Source organism: Endomicrobium proavitum, assembly GCF_001027545.1.
In the GTDB taxonomy this organism is placed as follows: Bacteria; Elusimicrobiota; Endomicrobiia; order Endomicrobiales; family Endomicrobiaceae; genus Endomicrobium; species Endomicrobium proavitum.
Window position 1 is genome coordinate 864,207 of record NZ_CP009498.1, and the last position, 21,490, is coordinate 885,696.

Here is a 21,490-nt window from a genome sequence, read left to right on the forward strand (position 1 = left end):
TTTGCGTCTTTTTTATTTTATAAAATAGAAAAACGGCAAAATCCTAAAGTAAAAAATACGTATTGACGTATTTTTGCAATTGACATTCGGACATCAAAATGTTAAGTTATAAAGGTTCTTACACCTATATTTAATAAAAATGCGCAAAATACAAAGTTTTACCTTTGTATTTTGGCAAAAAAGGAGAAAAGTATGCGGTCAATTCACGATTATTACGGTGAACTCGTCTTCAACAAAAAAGTAATGGAGCAGAAGTTAAGCAAGAACGTTTACAAAAAACTTGCGGCGGCTGTTGACAATCTTGAGCCTCTTGATCAAACAATTGCGGGCGAAGTTGCGCACGCAATGAAAGAATGGGCTCTTGAAAACGGCGCAACTCACTTTACACATTGGTTTCAGCCACAAAGAGGCGGCACGGCGCAGAAACACGATTCTTTTATAGATTACGGCGAAGGCGGACAAATTATTGAAAGATTTTCCGCAAGCCAGCTTGTTCAATCCGAACCGGACGCATCCTCTTTCCCGTCTGGCGGAATACGCTCAACTTTTGAAGCAAGAGGTTATACCGCATGGGACCCCACTTCCCCCGCGTTTCTTCTTGAAGCAGGCAAAACAAAAACTTTGGTTATTCCTTCCGTTTTCCTTTCTTGGACGGGCGAAGTTTTAGATCTTAAAACTCCTCTCTTGCGCTCTATTAGCGTATTAAGCGAAAAAGCTATTGCGCTTCAAAAACTTATAGGAAATAAAAACGCAAAACAGATAAAAGTTTTCGCGGGAATTGAGCAGGAATATTTCCTTCTTTCAAAAGAAGCCGTAAAAAACAGACCCGACATTCCCGTAACCGGCAGAACGCTTTTTGGAAACGCGCCGGCTAAAGGTCAGCAGATGGAAGATCATTACTTCGGAAACATTAAAGAAAACGTCTTGAAGTTTATGGAAGAAGTAGATTACGAACTTTACCGCAAAGGCATTCCGGTAAAAACAAGACACAACGAAGTTGCTCCCAATCAGTTTGAACTTGCTCCGCTTCATCAGGAAGCAAATCTTGCAATTGACAACAATTTGCAGGTTATGGAAACGCTTAAAAACGTTGCCGACAAACACGGGCTTGTCGCGCTTCTTCACGAAAAACCTTTCGCGGGCGTTAACGGTTCGGGAAAACATTACAATTGGTCAATAGGCGACAACACCGGCGCAAATTATTTTGAGCCGTCAAAGTCTCCGCTTAAAAACATATCGTTTCTTTTGGCGTTAAGCGCGGTTCTTTTGGGCGTTAAAAAATTCGGCGGAATTTTAAGAGCATCGGTTGCGGACGCAGGCAACGATCACCGCTTGGGCGCAAACGAAGCGCCTCCGGCCATTATGTCTGTTTACCTCGGAGAGTTCGTAAACGATCTTCTTGATTCCATAGAAAAAGCGGGAGCTTTTGACGAAACAAAAGTTAACGAAATAATTCTCGGCGTTCAGACGCTTCCTAAAATTAACAAAGATTACTCCGACAGAAACAGAACTTCTCCCGTAGCTTTCACAGGAAACAAGTTTGAGTTTAGAGCTTTGGGCTCCAACGCTAACCCTGCTGAAGCCGGCACAACGCTTAACCTTCTTGCCGCATACGGTTTTGACGAAATTTTCAACAGAATCTCGGCAAAGAAAGAAGGCGACGTAAAACAAATAGCTTTGGAAGTAATTAAAGAAATAATTAAAGAAACAAAATCCGTCCGATTTGAAAAGAACGGATACTCCGAAGAATGGCATAAAGAAGCGGAAAAAAGAGGACTTCCGAATACAAAAAATACTCCGGATGCCTTGAAACAGTATTTTGCTAAAGATATCGTAGCCGCTTTTGAAAAATATAAAATTCTTTCCGAAAAAGAATTGAAAGCAAAAACAGAAGTCAAACTTGAAAACTATATTAAAATAAAAGATATAGAATACAAGTATGCAATAAAAGTTATAAACACTTTAATATTGCCCGCTATACTTAAACAAATAAGCAAACTTGCAAAAGCCTCAAAAAACCTCGGAAAAATAGATATAGTTTCCGAAAGCATAAATAAAAATCTTAATGCTTTGGTTGAAATTTACGACGAGGTCAGCGGCTTATGCGCAAACTTAAGCAAATTTGTTTCCGAAGCGCACGGCGAAGTTTTGCCTACCGCGGAAAAATATGCGGCTGAAGGCGCAAACTTTTTGAACGCATTAAGAGAAAAAATAGACGTTGCGGAAGATTTAGTTGCGGACGAATACTGGCCGCTTACCAGCTACCAGAAACTTTTGAACGCGTTCTAATAAACGTCAACAAAAATAACAAAAAAAATCAGCCTGCATATTAAAATGCAGGCTGATTTTTTTATGCGGTATATTTAATTTTTTTAACTCAACGCTTTAACCATATTTTTGACATATTCGCTTAAAGGCTTCGCGGCATTTTCGCCGAACTCTTCTATTATTCTAACTATCGCGCTGCCCACAATTACGCCGTCGGCATACTTTGAAAACTCGGCAACCTGCGCGGGTTTACTTACTCCAAAACCAACCGCAACGGGAATATCCGTATTTTTTTTAATTTCCGCTACGATGCTTTTTATGTTTGTGGTTATATTGCTTCTTACGCCCGTAACGCCCATTGAAGAAACAAGATAAATAAAACCTTGAGCGTTTTCCGCTATATTTTTTGTGCGCTCTTTTGACGATGTGGGCGACACTAAAGTTATAATATCAATTCCGTATTTTTTCATAATGCTTTTTATTTCGTCCTGCTCTTCAAACGGCAAATCGGGAACTATCACGCCGCTGATGCCGCATATTTCGCACATTGCAAAAAATTTGTCGTATCCGTAAACAAACAGCGGGTTGATGTAAGTCATAAACACAAGCGGAACCGTAATTTTATCTTTTATCTGCACAAGCATATCAAAAATATCGTTTAACTTTATTGAGTTAGACAATGCTCTTATATTTGCTCCCTGTATAACTTCCCCTTCCGCAATAGGGTCGGAAAAAGGAATTCCTATTTCTATAAGTCCGGCGCCCGCATTTTGCAAAGTTAAAATATACTCCGCCGTTTTTTCAAGCGCGGGGTCGCCCGCCATAAGATAAGCTATAAAAAGCTTTTTATTTTTAAACGCTTCGGTTATTTTACTCATCTATATTTTCCCCGCTATATCTGGCAATAGCCGCAACGTCTTTATCGCCTCTGCCGGACAAACAAATTATAATTACGGAATCTTTACTCATTTTTCCAGCAATTTTTTTTGCATGCGCTACGGCATGCGCCGATTCTATTGCCGGGATAATACCTTCTTTTTTGGATAAGTAATCAAACGCTTCAACAGCTTCTTTATCCGTTACGGGAACATACTCCGCTCTGCCGGTTTTGTGCAAATGCGCGTGTTCAGGACCTATTCCCGGATAATCAAGACCGGCGGAAATTGAATAAACCGGAGCAATCTGCCCCTCGCTATTTTGGCAAAAATATGATTTCATTCCGTGAAAAATCCCTAAACTTCCGTTAGCAATAGTTGCCGCATTTTCGGGAGTGTCAACGCCTTTGCCCGCCGCTTCGCAGCCTATAAGGCGCACCGATTTATCATTAATAAAATTATAAAACGCGCCTATTGCGTTTGAACCGCCGCCAACGCACGCTATAACAGCATCGGGAAGTTTGCCTTCGGCTTTAATAATCTGCTCCCTTGCCTCTTTGCTTATTACGCTTTGAAAATCTCTGACAATTTCAGGAAACGGATGAGGCCCCATTACGGAACCTAAAACATAATGCGTATCGTCAATGCGTTTTGTCCACTCGCGCATAGTTTCGCTGACCGCGTCTTTAAGAGTTTGCGTTCCCGAAGTAACCGCGTTAACTTTTGCGCCGAGTAATTTCATTCTGTAAACGTTTAACGCTTGGCGACGGGTATCTTCTTTGCCCATAAAAATTTCGCATTCCATGCCAAACAAAGCCGCTGCGGTTGCCGCGGCAACTCCGTGCTGACCTGCGCCTGTTTCGGCAATAACTCTGGTTTTCCCCATTTTTTTTGCAAGCAAAACTTGTCCGAGAACATTATTTATTTTGTGCGAGCCTGTATGGTTTAAATCTTCCCTTTTTAAATAAATTTTTGCTCCGCCCAAATCTTCCGTTATATTTTTTGCAAAATACAGCAGCGACGGACGCGCCGCATAATTTGCAAGCAAATCTTTCAATTCATTTTGAAAAGATTCGTCGTTTTTATAATTGTTATACGCCTGTTCCAGTTCGTCAAGCGCTTTCATAAGAGTTTCCGGAACATACTGCCCGCCGAAATCTCCGTATCTTCCTTTTTTCATAATCTGCATCCTCTTACAAGCGATATTATTTTTGATATTTTTTTCTCATCTTTAACGCCGCCGGTTTCAACGCCCGAAGAAACGTCTATGCAATAGGGGCTCAACGTTTTTACAGCGTCGCAAACGTTATCTAAATTTATTCCGCCCGCCAAAAAATACGGCTTTTTATAATCTTTTATTAAATCCCAATCAAAAGTTTTCCCGCTTCCCGCTCCGGAGTCAAAAAGAAGATAGTCGGCGTTTGAAGGCAATTGAGAATTGAGAATTGAGAATTGAGAATTTATTTTAACAACTTTAATAATTTCATTATCAACCGCATCTTTAAGCTTTTTTATATATTCATCATCTTCATCGCCGTGAAGTTGAACAAGATTAATTATTTTTTCTTTGCATAAAAGTTCAATATTTTTAATGTCTTCATTTACAAAAACGCCTGCGGACTTTATTCTTTCGTCCATATTCTCTCTAAGTTCCGCGGCGGCGCAAACAGATACCTGCCTTTTGCTTGGAGCAAAAACAAACCCTGCATAATCAGGCAAATATTTATTTACATATTTAATGTCTTCGGTTCTTTTTAAGCCGCAAATTTTTATTTTAGACATTTTACCCTTTTAATTGCGCAAGCGCTGCTTTTTTATCTGCGCTTTTAATGATTGATTCTCCAACTAAAATTGCATTTACATTATTTTCTTTAAGCAGTTTAACGTCTTCAGGTTTTGAAATACCGCTTTCGGCGACAAATAAAATTTCTTTCGGAACAAATTTGCGCAGACGAACGCTGTTATTTAAATTTACTTCAAAAGTTTTAAGATTGCGGTTATTTACGCCAATAATTTTTGCGCCTGCCCATAACGCTGTTTCAACCTCTTTCTCGTCGTGAGCCTCTATAAGAGCGGAAAGCCCCAGACGTTCGGCAAGAGCTATAAATTCTTTCAATTTTTCCGGCGTAAGTATTGATACAATTAAAAGTATCGCGTCGGCTTTAATAAATTTTGCCTGATATATTTGATACTCGTCTATAATAAAATCTTTACGCAAAACAGGTATTGAAACAGCTTCTTTAATTTCTTTTAGGTATGCGTCTTTGCCCTGAAAAAAATCCGGTTCGGTTAAAACCGAAATTGCATCGGCGCCGGCGATTTCGTATTCAACGGCGATTTTTTTATAATCAAAATCTTTAACTATTAATCCTTTTGACGGCGACGCTTTTTTTACTTCGCATATAAAAGACATTGCGTCTTTTTTTAAAGCCAGCTCAAAAGGATACGTAAAATTATTTTCAATTTGAACGCGCGGCTTTAATTCGTCTAAAGACAAAATTTGTTTTTGCCTTGCGACTCTCGCTTTGGTAGCCTCAACAAGTTTATCAAGTATTGTCATTTTGCTATTTCCTGTGAAAGTTGGACAAAATCTTTAAGTTTTTGCAAAGCCTTGCCGTCGTCTATTATTTTCCCCGCCGTTTTCACGCAGTCTCTCAATGTTCTGTTGTCGTTAGCCATATATAGACATATTGCGGAATTTAATAAAACTACGTCTCTTTTAGGTCCACGCTCTTTGCCGCTTAAAATATCTAAAGCTATTTGCGCATTTTCCTGCGGAGTGCCGCCTACCAAATCTGAAAGTTTGCATCTTTTAAGACCAAACTGTTCGGGCGTAATAAAATAGCTGTTAATTTTTCCGTAAGAAACTTCGCAAACCGTTGTAGCTCCCGTAAGAGTTACCTCGTCAAGCCCGTCGTGACCGTGAACAACAACCGCTCTTTTCACGCCGAGGTTTGCCAAAACGTTTGCAAGAGGTTCAACTAAATTTTCATCGTAAACGCCAAGCAGCTGCATATTTGCGCCGGCAGGGTTTGCAAGAGGCCCTAAAATATTAAAAATTGTGCGCGCGCCAAGCTCCTTTCTAACGGGCGCTACAAATTTCATGGCAGAATGATATATCGGCGCCGCCATAAAACATATATCTATTTTATCTAAAATTTTTTGATTTTGCTCGGCGGTTAAATTAATATTTACTCCTAACGCTTCAAGAACGTCCGCGCTGCCGGATTTGCTGGACACGCTTCTATTGCCGTGCTTTGCAACTGGAACGCCGCCTGCGGCAATTACAATAGAAGAAACCGTGGATATGTTAAAAGAATAAAGCTCGTCGCCGCCGGTGCCGACTATATCTAAGACGTCTCTGCCCGGATTTAACTTTAACGCCTTTTCTCTCATAACAAGAGCGCACGCGGTTATTTCGTCTATGGTCTCGCCTTTCAAACGCATTGCGGTTAAAAAAGAACCTATCTGCGCCGGCGTGGTTTGCCCTTCCATTATTTCAAACATAACGCTTTTTGTTGTTTCAAGCGAAAGATGTTTTCCGTTTAACAGTTCGCTTATGGCTTGTTTAATCATTGCATCCTCCAAGCTTCAGGAAGTTTTCAATTATTATAATTCCGTTTTTTGTTAAAATTGATTCCGGATGAAATTGCAGTCCGTATAAATCGTAATCGCGGTGTTTTACGCCCATAACCTGACCGTCTTCATCTTCGGCTATAACAAGAAGTTCGTCGGGCAAAGTTTTTCTGTCCGCAATTAAAGAATGATATCTTGCGGCTTTTATAACCGGAGCAAGCCCTCTAAAAACCGGACTTCCGTTTGCAATTTGAACGTCGCTTGTTTTACCGTGCATAAGAGCTTTTGCGTAAACAATATCTCCGCCGAACGCCTCGCATATTGCCTGATGTCCAAGACATACGCCGAAAATCGGGATTTTTCCTTTAAAATATTTTATAGCTTCTTCCATAATTCCTGCGTCCGCAGGTCTGCCGGGTCCCGGAGAAAAAACTAAATGCGACGGATTTAATTTTTCTATTTCCGCAATTGAAACCTCGTCGTTTTTTACAACTTTAACGTCCGAATTTTGCATGCCGATAAATTGATACAAGTTATAAGAAAAACTATCATAGTTATCTATTATCAAAATCATTTCGCATCTCCTTCGGAAGCGATTTTTATCGCGGAAACTACAGCCTGCGCTTTATTTAAACATTCCTGAAATTCTTTTTGCGGATTGCTGTCTGCAACAATGCCAGCTCCCGCCTGAACGTAAATTTTTCCGTTTTGAAATTTTGCCATTCTTATGGCTATGCACATATCCATATTTCCCGTAAAATCTATATAACCTATCGCGCCGCCGTAAGTTCCTCTTTTATGTTTTTCAAGAGAATTTATAATTTCGCAGGCTTTAATTTTCGGCGCGCCCGAAAGCGTTCCCGCCGGAAGAACCGCAGCCACGGCGTCAAATTGGTCGTAACCGGATTTAATTTTTCCTTTAATAACGGAAGCTATATGGCTTACGTGCGAAAATTTTAAAATTTTCATATACTCTTCAACTTTCACGGAACCGAACTCGCTTATTTTTCCTAAATCGTTTCTTCCAAGATCAACAAGCATATTGTGCTCGGAAAGTTCTTTTTCATCGCTTAAAAGCGCGGCAATTAATTCATCGTCTTCTTTCGGAGTTTTACCTCTTTTAGTTGTGCCGGCTAACGCGTAATTTGTAAGCTCCCCGTCTTTTAGCGTTACAAGAGTTTCCGGCGACGCGCCTGCAATTTCGGAGTCCGCAAAATTCAAATAAAACATATACGGCGACGGGTTTATAGTTCTTAACGTTCTGTAAGTTTGCAAAAGATTTCCTTCAAACTGCGCTTCTATGCCGTTTGAAATTACAGCTTGGAAAATATCGCCCTCGTGAATATGATGTTTTATTGTCGCAATCATCTTTGAAAAATCTTCTTCGTTGTGCAAAAGATTCAACTCGGATTTAAGCCCTGATTTTACGTTGCTTTCTTTTAATTGCGACAGTATTAATTTTTCAAGAACATCTATTTCTTGTTGAGCTTTTTTAAAACTGTTTTCAAAATCTTGGACGGGAGCATTCACAATTATAAAAATTTTCTGTTTGAAATGGTCAAACGCTATAACTTTATCAAAAAGCATAAGATGCAAATCGTCAAAATTTTCAGCATTTCTGTTTGTAAGATTTAAAGATTTCTCAACGTATTTAATATAATCGTAAGAAAAATATCCCACAAGCCCGCCGGTAAAAGGCGGAAGCTCTGCAATTTTCGGACTTTTATAGCGCGACAAAATTCCTCTTAAAACTACAGCCGGATTTTCTATTTTTGTTTCTTTTTTATCGCCTGCGGTTATAACGGCTTTTCCATCGTTATATTGAATGCTGACCGTAGGGTCGCAGCCTAAAAACGAGTATCTTCCCCAATTTTCCACGCTTTCAACGCTTTCCAAAAGAAAGCATTTTTTATTTTGCGCGACAAAATTTCTTAAAACTTCAACAGACGTTTTAACGTCGGCAAAAAGTTCTTTGTAAATAGGTATAACCGTATAATCTTTAAAATACTTTTCTGCTTGCTCGGGCGTAGGTTTTATCATAAATCCTCTTTTTTTACGTTTGACGGTTATTTTTATACTTTGCATAAAAATAAAAAAATCCGTCGTCGGCATAGAAAAACTATGCCAAGGACGGAATAAGTTCCGCGGTGCCACCTTGCTTTGCGAAAAACAGTTAACTTATAGTTTTCGCACTCTTTGCGAAGCGCAAACACGCTTCTCACTTGTAACGCTTGTGCTGCGTCGCGGAGTACTCGGAAAACTTCGTTTCTTTTATAGAAACTACTTATTCCTTTGACCGCGCCCTCGGTGGTCCAACCGGGTAATCTGCGTTGTGCGGGAATCTCAGCTGCGCCCGCTCTCTGTAACTGCACAATTACCGTCTTCCACGTCAACAGTTTAGAGAAGTATATGATATTTTTTATTTTATGTCAACATTTTTACGCCAATAACGGTTAAGTTATTTACTACAAATTGTTACGGCAAACACGTATGTTTGCAGGTAATGAGTAATTTTTTATTCTGTTATAAGTATTAGGATAGATATTTTTCTATTTCGTGCGACTGCCCAAGGCGGTATATGGCAAAATCATATTTTATGGGGTCTGCGGCGTCAAAAGTTTTAAGCGTTTCGGTAAGTTCCAAAACCGCTTTGAAATCGTATGTTTTGCGCTTCAAAAGTCCAAGTTTTTTTGAAACATTAAAAGTATGAACGTCCAAAGGCATTAAAAGCGAAGCCTTATTTACGCCGCGCCACAAACCCATATCAAGCTCGTCGCTGCGCACAACCCAACGCAAAAATAAATTCCATCTTTTATACGGCGACGACGGATTTTTGTCCGGAATTTTTCCAAGCAAAAATTCATAACCCTGCGAGCGGTAAGAGTTTAAACTGTACATTTTTTCAAGAACAGTTTTAATGCCGGCAATTACGCCTCCTTTCAAATATCCTTGTAAAAAAAGCTCTTCCAGAGAATGCTTTTTTTTAAGCAGTGAAAGCGTTTTAAAAAGCTGCACAACATCTTCGTTAGTTTGAAAACGATAATAGCATCCCTGCAGTTTTTTGCGTATGGTTTTTTCATCATCGTTTAATGCGGAAAAATCCAAAGAGAGCAAAAACTTTTCAATAAGCTTGGCATTGCCGTAAGCAAACAACGCGCAAATAACAGCAACAAAATCATCCTTGTGCTTTTTAGCAACCCGTAACGGATCTGCGGCCGCAGTTGCAGAAAGTTCAAGCGAAGTGTTTTTATTTGCAACTTCAATATCTAAAAGTTTTTTAATTTCATGCAGCATTTGCCGCTCCGTGTTTTTTATTTTGCAATTCTTTTACAACAGCGTAAGCGGACGCCCACGCCCAATGCAAATTATATCCGCCAAGCTGACCCGTTACATCAAGAGCTTCGCCGGTAAAATACAAACCTTTAACTTTTTTGCTTTCCATTGTTTGCGATGAAATATCGTCAGTGCTAACGCCGCCTGACATAACTTCAGCTTTATTATAATTTTCTAAAGACGATATTTTAAACTTCGCATTTTTAACGTTAGCCGTTATATTTTCCAAATCTTTTTTAGAACAATTGCTTAACGTTGGCGTTTGTTGCGGGACAAATGCCTTTGCTAATCTTTTAGGCAAATAATTCGCTATTACAGATTCAATGTTTATATTTTTATTGCGGTTAACGGCAAACTCGGAGGCTATATCAACATCGGGCAAAAAATCTATTGATATAGTGTCGCCGGAATTTGCGTAAAGAGATATCTGGTATATAGCAGGTCCGCTTAAACCGGCTTGGGTAAAAACAATTCCGTCGTAAAAAGAATGTTTGCCAAAACTCACTTTAACATTTAAAGAAATCCCGGACATGTCGCTAATATTGTTTTCAATAACCGCAGCAACAAGAGCCGCGCGAAGCGGAAACGTTTTTATTCCGAATTTCTCCGCCAAATCTATAGCAAATTTTGTTCCGTTTAAAGCAAGCCCGCCGGAAGCAATCACTGCATTACGCGCTTTAATATTTATAATATTTTTATTTGAATCTTCTATTTGCAAAATAAATAAATCGTCTTTCTTTTCAACATCAACAACTTCTTTGCCGAATAAAAACAAACAATTATTTTCCAAACATTTTTTTATAAAAACATTACTAAGCTGCATTGCGCTTTCTTTCAAAAACAAACGCCCAAAATTCCGCTCTTCAATTTCTATATTATTATTTTTTAAAAACTCTAAAAAATCTTCAGTTGTATAACCGCAAAGCGCAGACTTAACAAAGCGCTCATTAGAGCAAACATAATTTTTATAACCTATATTTCTGTTAGAAAAATTACACTTCCCCCCGCCGGAAACATTCAACTTCTTAGCGGCATTTAATTCTTTCTCTATTATACAAACATCGCCGAACAAATTGAGGTGCGCCCCTAAAAACAACCCGCTCGCCCCCGCGCCGACAATAGCCGCATCGTATATTTTCTCTTTCATATGAATACTATTTTATAATATTGCCAAAGATAAGTTAAGCCACTTCCGCTTGACCAAAAAACGAATCAATAAAAAACGTTTAGAAACCGTATTCGGTTTCTAAACGTTTTTTAATGTTATTATGGGGTGGCTTAATTAACAATTTATTCAACCAATTAGCCATATATCCAGTGAACTTGCATAATCTTAGCATATTTAAAAAGAAAAAGTCTAACCTTGCATTATCTTCACTGCCTAAAATTGATAGTATTACAGTGAAATGAAATAAAAATTTTAAAAATTGATATTTTAGATACGATATTTTAATACATTCACTATAATAATTGATAACAATATTTAATTTTATATGAAACAGGATATGTTTAATATATCTCTTACTAAAAAATATTCATAATAAATATTACTATACTCTCTTATTTATTAAAAGTCCATATTATCAATCTTATTTATGCAAGACTTAAGAATAAAAATAAAGATTGATTAAATAATTATTTCTATCTAAAAATTGCCGTATTTGAGATTTAAGAATAGAAATAGTGCTTGGCAGAAAAATACAATTTAGGATATTTGAAGTTAAAGAACGGCTTTATTTATATGCCGGATCTTTACGCCATTTCCAAGGAGCTGTTGGGTTATCTTCTTGCCATAAGCCCTTTTTATCTGCCTTGGCTATTGTTTGTAGATTTTCCCATTCTGATTTTTCCGGAAGTTTCATATATTGAGAATATACCCAAGCATAGCCATTTTTAACCATTTCTCTGTTAATGTCTAAATCATCAATGAAAACTCTTCCAACTGAACGCTTATATTTATCAATATCTATAACATCAACTGTAATGTATTTACCGTTTATTTGGCTTGATAAAAATTGTTTAGAGTTTGAACCAAACTCTTGCTTAGTTTCAGGCGCGTCTATGCCATAAAGCCTTATTTTAACCAATTTGTTATCTGAATTTATAATAGTCAAGGTATCACCATCAGCAATTTTAGTTACTTTGCCGGCAATAACTCCTTTAACAGGTTCAGCATAATCTTTTACAACAGTCTCTTTAGCAAAAAAGCCTGAAACTATAATTGCAAACAGAAAGGCAAGTAATTTAGTGGTTTTCTTTACAGAAGCTTTCTTTTTAGCCATAAAGCAAATTCCTTATTGCCGGTCATTAATATTACATATAAAAAAGTTTTTGATTTTGAAAATTTAATTTTTAGTTAAAAGGTTTTTGCAAACACAAAACTACTTGAAAATTCAATTTTTTAAAAAGTTCAAGTAATTTCGCAAAGGGTGGCTGGCGGGACTTGAACCCGTAGCCTTCGGTTCCACAAACCGATGCTCTAACCAATTGAGCTACAACCACCGATGAAAAGATAAATTTTAGAGTTTAAAGTGAAGAAATGTCAACTACGTAAACAACCGGCAAATGCAACTACAAATATACCCCGTCAGGCTTTGCCTGACTCCGGGGCGCTCACATCTCGCGCCCGTTCGTGGCTCGTGCTCCTTATTCGTCGCACACTCACCCCCTTTTTATAAAGGGGAATTATTACAACGATTCAATTTTAGCGAAGTATTTTGAGTTTAGACAAGGAAGAGGCGAGGAAAGTTTGCTAAACGCAAATGATCTAGTCTCTGACGCAGGATAAACTCAAAAGACAAAGCTAAAACGTCTCCGGCGTGAGTTGAACACGCAACCTACTGCTTAGAAGGCAGTTGCTCTATCCAGTTGAGCTACGGAGACATCAAACAGTGAGAAGAGATTATACAAAATGACGTTCAGACAGTCAAATACTTATAACGGCAAAGTGAAATTAACTACAACGCCATAAACCTGCGACTATTATTTTTATTTTATTTAGACAAATATACGAAAAAGCGGAGAGCGTTATTAAGCTTCTTAATTTCACTCTCCGCTTTCCACTTTGTTGTTTAAAGATCTTTTGTTTTTAATTCTTCGTCCGTTAAATCTACCATTCTTGTATCGGGTCTGCCGAAAATTCTTCTTAGGAAATGTCTGAAAATATCCATATACTCAAATATTGCAGGCACAACCACAAGCGTTAAAACAGTAGAACTTATGATACCGCCGATTACAACTATTCCCATGCCTTTTCTGAAACTTCCCACTTCGGAAAGTCCGAGAGCCGTTGGCAACATGCCGGCTATCAGCGCGAAAGAAGTCATAAGTATCGGACGGAATCTTATGGTTCCGGCTTTAACTATTGCAGTGTCTATGTCAAAACCTGCGCGTATTTGCTGCTGAATATAGTCCACAAGCAAAATAGAATTTTTTGCGACTATACCCAAAAGCATTATCATACCGATAAGCGTAAACATATCGGCTGGCTGCCTTGCAATTATCAAAGAGAAAATTGCGCCTACAATTGCAAGCGGCAGCGCCGTCATAATAGTAAACGGCGTTACGACAGATTCATACAAGCTTGAAAGCACCATGAAAATAAAGAGCAGCGAAAGTAACGCGGCAATTGCTATGCTTTGCACCATTGTGCCCATTTCTTCGGCGTTGCCCGACACTTTCATTTCTACATTTTTAAATTTCGCGGAAGTTTTCGGATTGTTATATTTTTCTTCTTTGAAAATTTTAAACGCCTCGGATTGAACTTCGCTGATAGTTCCGCCTTCGGAAATATTTCCCTCTACGGTAACGTAGCGCGCTCTGTCCTTTTTGAAAATCTGCGTAGGGCCGTCTGTAGCGCGGACAAAAGCTACATTTTTAAGACGTACCAATTTGTTGTTAACATTGTTAACGTATATGGTATCAAAATCTTTGACTACGTCTTTTTGATCGTCGCGGAATTTTACTCTTATATCGTATTCTAAACCGTTTTCTCTGTATTTGCCGGCTGTGGCTCCGTCAACCATGGCTCTTATTTCGTTGCCGGCTATAACGGAATTTACGCCGAGAGATTCCATGTTTTTCATATCCATCTGAATTTGCATTTCAGGTTTGCCGGGTTGATAATTAGATTTAATATCAACAAGATGCGGTATGGTTTTAAAACGCTCCATTAAGTTTTGCGCCGCGCTGTATAAAACGTCCACATTATCGCCCGTAAGTTCCACAACAAACTCGCTTTCCGCGCCGCCGATAGATTGTCTGAGATATTGAAAAGTAAGTTCGTCGCCGTATTTTTTCTGCAATACGTCTCTCAAATAATCTTTCATTTGCGAAGTTGAACGCTTATCGGATTCTTTCTGAAAAATTCCGATAAAAGCTTTTGCGTATTTTTTTAATATGTTATGTTCTTCGTCTTTGGAGTACATTTTCACATATAAGCTTGCTTCGTTTGTAGGGCTTGACCACATTCCGGTAGAACCTACGGATGCGGAAACAAGCTCAACATCCGGCTCGTTCATAATAACTTCTTCCACTTCTCTTGTGTATTTATCCATCTGCTCAAGAGAGGTTCCCGGACGAGCCGTAATGCTTACGTTAAACTCTCCCCAGTCGGAATTAGGCATGAAGTTAACCTTAAGAGCGCCGGCGGCGACAAGTCCTATAACTATAAAAACTATAACTGCCGACGCGCCTAAAGTTATAAGTTTCATTCCTTTTGTTTTTACAATAAAAGAAATTGTTTTTGTGTAAAATCTTTCCACTGCATTAAAAACTATGTTAAACCAATCAACCGTCAAAAATCTTACAACTTTAACAATTCTCGCAAAAACTCTTTTTACGCTTTCGGAAAATTCTCCGCGCTTTTTTGCTTTTTTATTTTTATCAGGTATGAAATAAGCCGAAAGCATAGGCGCTATAGTTAAAGCGTCAAGAATAGATATTGCCATTGCAAAAACAACGGTAAGTCCGAATTCTCTGAAGAATTGACCCATTATGCCGCTTAAAAACGATACGGGCAAAAACACCGCTATAACCGTGCTTGTTGTTGCGATAACTGCAAGAGTAACTTCATTGGTTCCGTTTATTGCCGCTTTTACAGGGTCTTCGCCCTCTTCGTAATGCCTGAAAATATTTTCTCGCACAACTATGGCGTCGTCAATTAAAAGCCCGACGGCAAGAGACAAAGACATAAGCGAAATAACATTTAAGCTAAACCCGAAAGCATACATGAAAATAAAAGAACCTATCAAGCTGTTAGGAAGAGCAAGCGCGGTAATAAACGTTGATCGCCAGCTGCCGAGGAAAAAATAAACTACAAGTATCGCAAGAAAAATTCCTTCAACAATAGTATTTTTAACGTCGGCTATATTAAGACGAACTCCGCGCGCCGAGTCGGAAATAAGCGTAAGATGCGGTTTGCCGGCATATCTCTGATATTTTTTATTTACCTCGTCAAGCTTAAGCTGTACTCCGTCGGATACGGCAACGTCATTGCCTTTAGCCTGTCTGAAAACCTGCACCAATAATGAAGACTCATAACTTATTTTTCCGTCTTCTTTGGTATCTAATCTTGCTCTTGAAGTTTCGGATTGAACGCCGTCAACAACCTGCGCCACGTCTTTTACCGTAACGGGAACATCGTTGCCCATAAAACTTACGACAACGTTTCCTATTTGGTCAACGGAAGTAAATTCGCCCATAGTCCTAAAAGCTATTTCTTTAGACCCTCTGTCAATTTTTCCCGCCGGAATATTTAAACTGTTGGCTTGTATTCTTGCGGCAAGCGCCGTAAGAGTAATTTCGTGTTCTTTAAGTTTATCTTTATTTGCTTTAACTTGAATTTCTCTTTTTTGTCCTCCGACAATGCTTATTTGGGAAACGCCGGCAACTTGCGCAAAATCTTTAGACACAACATCGTCGGCAAAATCATACAATTCTTTCGGAGAAAGCGTATCGGACTTCAAGCTTAAAATTACAAGCGGCATGCTGTTCATGTCCGCTTTCATAATAATAGGCTCATCTACGTCGTCCGGAAGAGTAAGTCTTATTTGTCCTATTTTATCGCGAACTTCCTGTGCGGCTATATCCGGATTTTTTGACAATTCAAATTCCGCAAACACAACCGATATATTATCCTGATTCATGGAAGTTACATGCTTAAGTCCGGAAACGCCGCTCATAGCGTCTTCAATAGGTTTTGAAACAAGCTGGTCTATTTCCGCAACGCCGGCGCCGGGATAACTTGTAATAACGGCTACGTAAGGAAACTCTACATCCGGAAACATTCTTACGCTTAATTTTGAAAATGCCATAACGCCTAAAACAAGCGCGGCAATAAGAATTGCAAAAATAAACGTTGGTCGTTTAATTGACAGTTTTGCTAAATTCATTTTTTGATTCCTTTATAATTATTCAATTTCATTTGTATTGTAAAAAGCTTCGGCCTGCTCGTATATGCTTACAAGTTCAAGAATATTTTGGAAAACGTTTAAAGTTGAATCGTCCAAATCTTGTTCGCTTTGCAAAACGTAATACGTTGTGCTTCTGCCTTTTTTAAGCAGGTTCTGTTCTTCCGCGTTTCTTTGATGCTGAATAGTTTGTATCTCCGTTAAAAGAGCAAGACGCGCTTTAGAATTATTCCAATTATCTACAAGCTGCAGCCAGTCGTTGCTTTCTTTTATCTTTGCGGATTCCGCCGTTTTTTGCGCGGAAGTTTTCGCGCTTTCATATCCGCTCTTTATAGAGCTTCTTGCGGAAAAATCCAAAGGCAAAGTATATTTTAAGCCCACGGTAAACGCAGGTTTTTCGCCTTTTAAAACATAGTCTTTTGCAACTTCATATTTTTCATCAACGCCGTTTAGAGAAAATTGTCCGGTTAAAACCAAATCTTGCCCTATGCTTTTTTTGGAAGCCACCGCAGCCTGCTTGGCGCTTTCAACATCTTCAAAAGCCGCAAGCAAATCCGCCCTTTGACCTTTTTTTGAAATAACTTTTCCTTTTTCAAAGTTGTTTCCCATTTTCATAAAAGCTTCTACGTCGTATAAAACTTTTTCGGAAGAACTGTTTAAAAATCCGTTAAAAACTCTTGACGCCTGAACTTCGCTTTCTTTGGCAAGTCTTAAATTCAAATCTCTCATTTTATACGCCGCCTGAGACTGAAGCAAATCCGACTTTTCCGCTAAATCTTTTGCATATCTTTTTTGATTCCAATCAAGAATTTTCTGGGTTCTATCAAGAGAGGTCGTTCTAAAATCTACAACGCTTCTTGCATACGATAAATTCCAATACGCAAGTTTAGCGTTTAGAAGAACGGACTGTTTTTTATACTCCAAAAGATAAAGCGCAGATTTTGCATCGGCTTTAGCTTTTAAAACATTGGCTTTAGTTGCGCCGCCGCCGAGTTCTTTTAAAAGGGACTGCTCAAGTCTTATAAAAGGAGCAACGTCGGTAACATCATATTTTGTGCCGGTTATAAGATCGTAAGAACCAAGAGAACCGTTAAGCCCCAATGTAACTTTCGTGCCTATAGCAAACTGCTTGTTTATGCTTGCGTCATAAGATATGTTTTTTATTTCATTAGTAGTGAGCGTCGGATACGAATACGGTCTTCCGCTTTTATCGTCGGTGTAAGAACCGCCTAAATTAAAATAATACGCATAAGCTCTGTCTATTTCAATAATTTTTCCTTTAACGGCGTCAATGCTTGCCTGAACCGCTATGAGGTCATTATTGTTCTTCTTTATCAAATCCACATAATCTTCAAGACTTAAAACTTCGCCGAAAGCTCCGGCGGAGCAAACGGCCAAAACAGCCGCCGACAAAAACAACTTCAACTTTTTCATAACTCTCTCCTGTATTTTTTTATTTAAATTTTTCAAACAGTAAATTTATCATCTCTTCCATTTTTGCGTAAATGGCATTATCGTCGCAAATATTAACGCAGTGTTTTGAATACATCATAACGCCGCCGATAATTACCGCCGTAAGAATTTCGTTTGATATATTTTTGTCCAAATATCCTTCTTGCTTGCAGTCTTTTATTAAATTTAAAAAAAACTCGCCGAATTGCTTATGAAGGCCTTTTGCAATATTTTTGTAAAAGTCGTTTGAGAAATCTACGTCTTTAACTATTGTCTCAAAAGCGCCTCTTTTTTCTTTCATCATTTTCGCGTTAAGATAAAGAACTCTTTTTAACTTCTCCGGCGCGCTTGACAGCCCTTCGGACTCTTTAATCCAATAAGCGTGCAAATCGTTAGTTAAAGTTTCAAGAAGAATTTTTATATAATTTTCTTTCGTTTTAAAATAATAATAAAACATTCCCAAATTAACTTTGGATTCAATGCAAATAGAACGAATGCTAAGCTTTGCAATGCCTTGCTCAATCATTCTTTTCTTGCCTATGGCAATTAGTTTTTTATCAATGTTCTGCGATGGTCTTGACATAATTGACCGTTATTATAAGCATTTATAATAAATTTGTCAAGCGTTTATTTTTGATAACGTAATATGATTGATTTTTCAATATAATTTATTTTTATACAATATTATAAGAATTGTATCTATTTATAAAAAAAGAACCAAAAGTGAAAAAACTTTCGGCTCTTTAAAATAGTTTTTATATTAAAATTTTTTATGCTTCAAGCAATACCACAGTCTCTACATGGTAAGTTTGAGGAAACATATCCACCGGGGTTATCGCTTTTATTTTATATTTGTTTTCCGACGTTAGAAGAGTTAAATCTCTGGCAAGCGTTGACGGATTGCAGGATACATATACTATTTTTTTTGCGCCGGAATTCAGTAAAAATTTTATGACATCGTTTGTAAGACCGCTTCTGGGCGGGTCTATGACTATTGAATTAAATTTTTGATTGTTTTCTTTTACCCATTTTTCTGCCGTTGACGCGTAAAATTGCGCATTGCTGATTTTATTTAATTCGGCGTTAGTTTTTGCGTTTTCTACAGCCTGCTCAATTTGTTCTATACCTATAACTTTTTGAACGCGGTGCGCCATAGATATTCCTATTGTGCCGGTGCCGCAATATAAATCTAAAAGCTCGTCTTGTTTTGACGGGTTTAAAAGTCTTAAAACTTCATTGTAAAGTATTTCCGTGCCTTTGGAGTTTGTCTGAAAAAATGAAAAAGGCGAGATATTGAAAAAATAATCTTTTGCGCCGACATTTAATTTTTCGGTTATGTTTTCTTTGCCGTAAAGCAAAGTAAAATTATCTACCACAACCGCGTCGGAAAGTCTGCCGTTTTGCGTCCAAAATATACTTTGCGCAAAAGGAGTTAATTCTTTTACTAACGGCGCAAAATTATACTCTGCTGCGTTTGTAACAATATTTATAAGAAACTGATTATTATTTTGCGCTTTTCTTAAAACCAAATGCCTGAAAAAACCTTCGTGAGTTTTATTGTTGTAAGCAGGCAGTCCGTTTTTGTTTGCAAAGTTTTTAACAATTTCCGCAGCTTTTACAAAATCTTCGTCGGCAATAAAACACGGCGGAACGGAAACATATCTGTTAAAACTTCCGCGGCAATGAAGACCCAAATCGGCCTTATCGCCATTATTAAAAAAACTAAACTCCATTTTATTTCTGTAGTTCCAAACCTGCGGGCTTTGTAAAATTTCGCCTATTTCAACGCCGAAAATATTTAAAAGTTCGCCTATGTATTCTTTTTTATATTTTATCTGGTTTTTATAATCCGTATTTTGAAAAGTGCACCCGCCGCACCTGCCAAACGACAAACATTTAGGCTCTATTCTTGCGGGAGATTTTTCCGTGATATTTTTTAAAAGCCCTTCCCTGAAAGATTTTTTATCTCTGATAACCAAAACATCTGCGGTCTCGCCCGCAAGCAAGCCTTCCGTAAACAAAGCAATTCCGTCGGCACATCTGCAAAGAGAACGCCCCGGAAAAACTATTTTTTCACATTTAACGTTGATTGTTTGATTTTTTAAGGACATAGTTTTTAAAAGCAAAATAAAAAGTGGAAAGTGAAATTAACGGCAAATTTCACTTTCCACTTTTCACTTTATCATTATCTGTAGTTTGTAAACTGAAGAGGGAGTGAAAAACTTACTTGTTTTAAATACGCTATAACCTGCTGCAAATCGTCTTTTTTGGGAGAAATTACTTTTACTTTTGCGCCGTCAATTTGCGTTTGAACTTTTATTTTTGAGTCTCTTATAATTTTTGCAAGTTCTTTCGCTTTTTCCGAAGGAAGTCCGGAAATTATTTCGGCAACCTGCCTTATATATCCTTCAAAAGCTTTTTCCTGCGACTTATAATCTAACGATTTCAACGAAATGCCTCTTTTCGCAAAGCGTCCTTCCAAAATATCTTTCAAGGCTTTCATTTTAAAATCATCGTCGGCAACAAGAGTAATTTTTTTGTCGTTTTTATTAAGCTCAAGAGAAGCTTTGCTGCCTTTAAAATCAAATCTGTTGGCAAGCTCTTTTTGGGACTGATTTACGGCGTTTTCAACTTCCATCATATCTACTTCCGAAACTATGTCAAATGAAAATTTATCAGCCATTAAAATATCTCCAAAAATTAAAGATTGAATTTATATCCTATGTTGATGTTTGTAGTGGTGTACTTTGCGTCAAGACTTCCCGCCGTTTGCTCGCCGGTGGATTCAACAATGCCGTTAGCTTTTATTGTGGACTCATTTACGCAAAATAAAAGTTCAAAAACAAAGTTATTAAACTCGCAGCCTATGCCTGCGGCATAATACAAACCGCCCTCGGTTTTTGTAGGAATTAAATCGTAAGTCGGAAGAGATGACAATTTATAATCGTGAATAAACAATCCGTATCCGCCCTGGAAAAGTCCGTAAACGTAATCTATTCCCCAGTCTGCGGGCAATGTAAGTTTCGGCTTAACCGAAACGTAAAAATTAGTAATTGCTATTTCGCCGAAATTTTCTATTTTCCTGTCAAACTGCTGCTTTACGCCAAAACCTAACCCCAAAAATTTTACGGGATAGTAATAAAGTTCCGCCGTCGCATTAAAACCCGCTTCGCTTGCCTGCTGTTCGGAAGGATATTCTATATTGTAAAGAAGTCCCGTTATGGCTTTTTTAAGATCTAACTGTCCCGACGGCGCTATTTCAAGTTTCAAAACAAGTTCTGTTTTTGAAATTTCTGCCGGCGCTGCCGACGCAGTTGAGCTGCTTTCTTCAATTTCTTGAGCAAACAAAGGAGTTACTAACATAAGCGCTGCAATAACCGAAAAAATAATTTTATGCATGGTTTTAAAACCTCTTTATTATTTTTTTTCTTCTGTTTTAGCTACAGGAGTTTCTTCTTTTGCGTGTCCCTTTATGATAACGTACACCATAAATAATACAAACACAGCCATTGAAACGTAAGCCGGCCAATCTCCGGCAAAATCAATATACATTGTAAGTCCTCCGTGTAAACTTTA

General features: G+C 38.1%; 18 protein-coding genes and 2 tRNA genes. 1 reads left to right on the forward strand and 19 read right to left on the reverse strand.

From position 1 onward, the window contains the following. Window positions 1–192 precede the first annotated feature (192 nt). Entirely contained in the window at window positions 193–2,289 is a 2,097-nt protein-coding gene (locus tag Epro_RS03610; RefSeq protein WP_052570627.1) for a glutamine synthetase III family protein, read from the forward strand. An 83-nt stretch (window positions 2,290–2,372) separates the two neighbouring features. Here the strand turns inward: Epro_RS03610 and trpA are convergent, their stop codons facing one another. The 19 genes from trpA to Epro_RS07195 form a co-directional block, all read right to left on the reverse strand. Continuing rightward, window positions 2,373–3,146: a tryptophan synthase subunit alpha gene (gene trpA, locus Epro_RS03615; RefSeq protein ID WP_052570628.1), complete on the reverse strand. Its 774-nt coding sequence runs from the start codon at window positions 3,144–3,146 to the stop codon at window positions 2,373–2,375. Continuing rightward, a complete protein-coding gene (gene trpB / locus Epro_RS03620) occupies window positions 3,139–4,323 on the reverse strand; it encodes a tryptophan synthase subunit beta (RefSeq protein WP_052570629.1) in 1,185 nt (394 codons plus the stop codon). Before trpB ends, trpA begins: the two co-directional genes overlap by 8 nt. Next, window positions 4,320–4,925: a phosphoribosylanthranilate isomerase gene (locus Epro_RS03625; RefSeq protein ID WP_052570630.1), complete on the reverse strand. Its 606-nt coding sequence runs from the start codon at window positions 4,923–4,925 to the stop codon at window positions 4,320–4,322. Before Epro_RS03625 ends, trpB begins: the two co-directional genes overlap by 4 nt. A 1-nt stretch (window position 4,926) precedes the next feature. After that, window positions 4,927–5,703 carry an indole-3-glycerol phosphate synthase TrpC gene (gene trpC, locus Epro_RS03630; protein WP_052570631.1) on the reverse strand — a complete coding sequence of 259 codons (777 nt, stop codon included), beginning with the start codon at window positions 5,701–5,703 and terminating at the stop codon, window positions 4,927–4,929. Further along, window positions 5,700–6,719, reverse strand: a complete 1,020-nt coding sequence (gene trpD / locus Epro_RS03635) for an anthranilate phosphoribosyltransferase (RefSeq protein WP_052570632.1) — start codon at window positions 6,717–6,719, stop codon at window positions 5,700–5,702. Before trpD ends, trpC begins: the two co-directional genes overlap by 4 nt. Continuing rightward, window positions 6,712–7,293, reverse strand: a complete 582-nt coding sequence (locus tag Epro_RS03640; protein WP_052570633.1) for an anthranilate synthase component II — start codon at window positions 7,291–7,293, stop codon at window positions 6,712–6,714. The genes trpD and Epro_RS03640 overlap by 8 nt, the downstream gene beginning before the upstream one ends. Then, window positions 7,290–8,759, reverse strand: coding sequence for an anthranilate synthase component I (gene trpE / locus Epro_RS03645; protein WP_052571579.1), 1,470 nt, complete (start codon window positions 8,757–8,759; stop codon window positions 7,290–7,292). The genes Epro_RS03640 and trpE overlap by 4 nt, the downstream gene beginning before the upstream one ends. 492 nt (window positions 8,760–9,251) lie before the next feature. After that, on the reverse strand, window positions 9,252–10,013 hold the full coding sequence (locus Epro_RS03650; RefSeq protein ID WP_052570634.1) for a TIGR02757 family protein: 762 nt from the start codon (window positions 10,011–10,013) through the stop codon (window positions 9,252–9,254). Next, the gene (locus Epro_RS03655; RefSeq protein WP_052570635.1) at window positions 10,003–11,199 is read right to left on the reverse strand and encodes a BaiN/RdsA family NAD(P)/FAD-dependent oxidoreductase; all 1,197 of its coding nucleotides are present in this window, start codon (window positions 11,197–11,199) and stop codon (window positions 10,003–10,005) included. The genes Epro_RS03650 and Epro_RS03655 overlap by 11 nt, the downstream gene beginning before the upstream one ends. A 586-nt stretch (window positions 11,200–11,785) precedes the next feature. Next, complete coding sequence (locus Epro_RS03660) at window positions 11,786–12,334, reverse strand: thermonuclease family protein (RefSeq protein ID WP_052570636.1); 549 nt, start codon at window positions 12,332–12,334, stop codon at window positions 11,786–11,788. A 146-nt stretch (window positions 12,335–12,480) separates the two neighbouring features. Further along, window positions 12,481–12,554 (reverse strand) — tRNA-His (locus Epro_RS03665). A 307-nt stretch (window positions 12,555–12,861) separates the two neighbouring features. Next, a tRNA-Arg gene (locus tag Epro_RS03670) sits at window positions 12,862–12,935 on the reverse strand. 188 nt (window positions 12,936–13,123) lie between these two features. Further along, complete coding sequence (locus tag Epro_RS03675) at window positions 13,124–16,444, reverse strand: efflux RND transporter permease subunit (RefSeq protein WP_052570637.1); 3,321 nt, start codon at window positions 16,442–16,444, stop codon at window positions 13,124–13,126. An 18-nt stretch (window positions 16,445–16,462) separates the two neighbouring features. Further along, window positions 16,463–17,896, reverse strand: coding sequence for a TolC family protein (locus Epro_RS03680; protein WP_052570638.1), 1,434 nt, complete (start codon window positions 17,894–17,896; stop codon window positions 16,463–16,465). 19 nt (window positions 17,897–17,915) lie between these two features. Beyond that, window positions 17,916–18,497 (reverse strand): TetR/AcrR family transcriptional regulator, encoded by a 582-nt coding sequence (locus tag Epro_RS03685; protein WP_082121486.1) that lies wholly within the window; start codon window positions 18,495–18,497, stop codon window positions 17,916–17,918. A gap of 187 nt (window positions 18,498–18,684) precedes the next feature. After that, entirely contained in the window at window positions 18,685–20,025 is a 1,341-nt protein-coding gene (gene rlmD / locus Epro_RS03690; protein ID WP_144412039.1) for a 23S rRNA (uracil(1939)-C(5))-methyltransferase RlmD, read from the reverse strand. Window positions 20,026–20,099: 74 nt separating this feature from the next. Beyond that, window positions 20,100–20,597 carry a YajQ family cyclic di-GMP-binding protein gene (locus tag Epro_RS03695; protein WP_052570641.1) on the reverse strand — a complete coding sequence of 166 codons (498 nt, stop codon included), beginning with the start codon at window positions 20,595–20,597 and terminating at the stop codon, window positions 20,100–20,102. Between the two features lie 17 nt (window positions 20,598–20,614). Then, the gene (locus Epro_RS03700) at window positions 20,615–21,313 is read right to left on the reverse strand and encodes a hypothetical protein (protein WP_052570642.1); all 699 of its coding nucleotides are present in this window, start codon (window positions 21,311–21,313) and stop codon (window positions 20,615–20,617) included. A gap of 18 nt (window positions 21,314–21,331) precedes the next feature. Further along, window positions 21,332–21,466 carry a hypothetical protein gene (locus Epro_RS07195; RefSeq protein ID WP_272945913.1) on the reverse strand — a complete coding sequence of 45 codons (135 nt, stop codon included), beginning with the start codon at window positions 21,464–21,466 and terminating at the stop codon, window positions 21,332–21,334. Window positions 21,467–21,490 lie beyond the last annotated feature (24 nt).

Bases quoted from the DNA above. Each gene is read 5' to 3' on its own strand.
- Epro_RS03655 (WP_052570635.1), bottom strand. From the start codon at position 11,199: ATGAAAGAGAAAATATACGATGCGGCTATTGTCGGCGCGGGGGCGAGC.
- Epro_RS03695 (WP_052570641.1), bottom strand. From the start codon at position 20,597: ATGGCTGATAAATTTTCATTTGACATAGTTTCGGAAGTAGATATGATG.
- trpB (WP_052570629.1), bottom strand. From the start codon at position 4,323: ATGAAAAAAGGAAGATACGGAGATTTCGGCGGGCAGTATGTTCCGGAA.
- trpE (WP_052571579.1), bottom strand. From the start codon at position 8,759: ATGATAAAACCTACGCCCGAGCAAGCAGAAAAGTATTTTAAAGATTAT.
- Epro_RS07195 (WP_272945913.1), bottom strand. From the start codon at position 21,466: ATGTATATTGATTTTGCCGGAGATTGGCCGGCTTACGTTTCAATGGCT.
- trpC (WP_052570631.1), bottom strand. From the start codon at position 5,703: ATGACAATACTTGATAAACTTGTTGAGGCTACCAAAGCGAGAGTCGCA.
- Epro_RS03660 (WP_052570636.1), bottom strand. From the start codon at position 12,334: ATGGCTAAAAAGAAAGCTTCTGTAAAGAAAACCACTAAATTACTTGCC.
- Epro_RS03675 (WP_052570637.1), bottom strand. From the start codon at position 16,444: ATGAATTTAGCAAAACTGTCAATTAAACGACCAACGTTTATTTTTGCA.
- Epro_RS03700 (WP_052570642.1), bottom strand. From the start codon at position 21,313: ATGCATAAAATTATTTTTTCGGTTATTGCAGCGCTTATGTTAGTAACT.
- trpA (WP_052570628.1), bottom strand. From the start codon at position 3,146: ATGAGTAAAATAACCGAAGCGTTTAAAAATAAAAAGCTTTTTATAGCT.
- Epro_RS03640 (WP_052570633.1), bottom strand. From the start codon at position 7,293: ATGATTTTGATAATAGATAACTATGATAGTTTTTCTTATAACTTGTAT.
- Epro_RS03685 (WP_082121486.1), bottom strand. From the start codon at position 18,497: ATGTCAAGACCATCGCAGAACATTGATAAAAAACTAATTGCCATAGGC.
- trpD (WP_052570632.1), bottom strand. From the start codon at position 6,719: ATGATTAAACAAGCCATAAGCGAACTGTTAAACGGAAAACATCTTTCG.
- Epro_RS03650 (WP_052570634.1), bottom strand. From the start codon at position 10,013: ATGCTGCATGAAATTAAAAAACTTTTAGATATTGAAGTTGCAAATAAA.
- Epro_RS03610 (WP_052570627.1), top strand. From the start codon at position 193: ATGCGGTCAATTCACGATTATTACGGTGAACTCGTCTTCAACAAAAAA.
- rlmD (WP_144412039.1), bottom strand. From the start codon at position 20,025: ATGTCCTTAAAAAATCAAACAATCAACGTTAAATGTGAAAAAATAGTT.
- Epro_RS03680 (WP_052570638.1), bottom strand. From the start codon at position 17,896: ATGAAAAAGTTGAAGTTGTTTTTGTCGGCGGCTGTTTTGGCCGTTTGC.
- Epro_RS03625 (WP_052570630.1), bottom strand. From the start codon at position 4,925: ATGTCTAAAATAAAAATTTGCGGCTTAAAAAGAACCGAAGACATTAAA.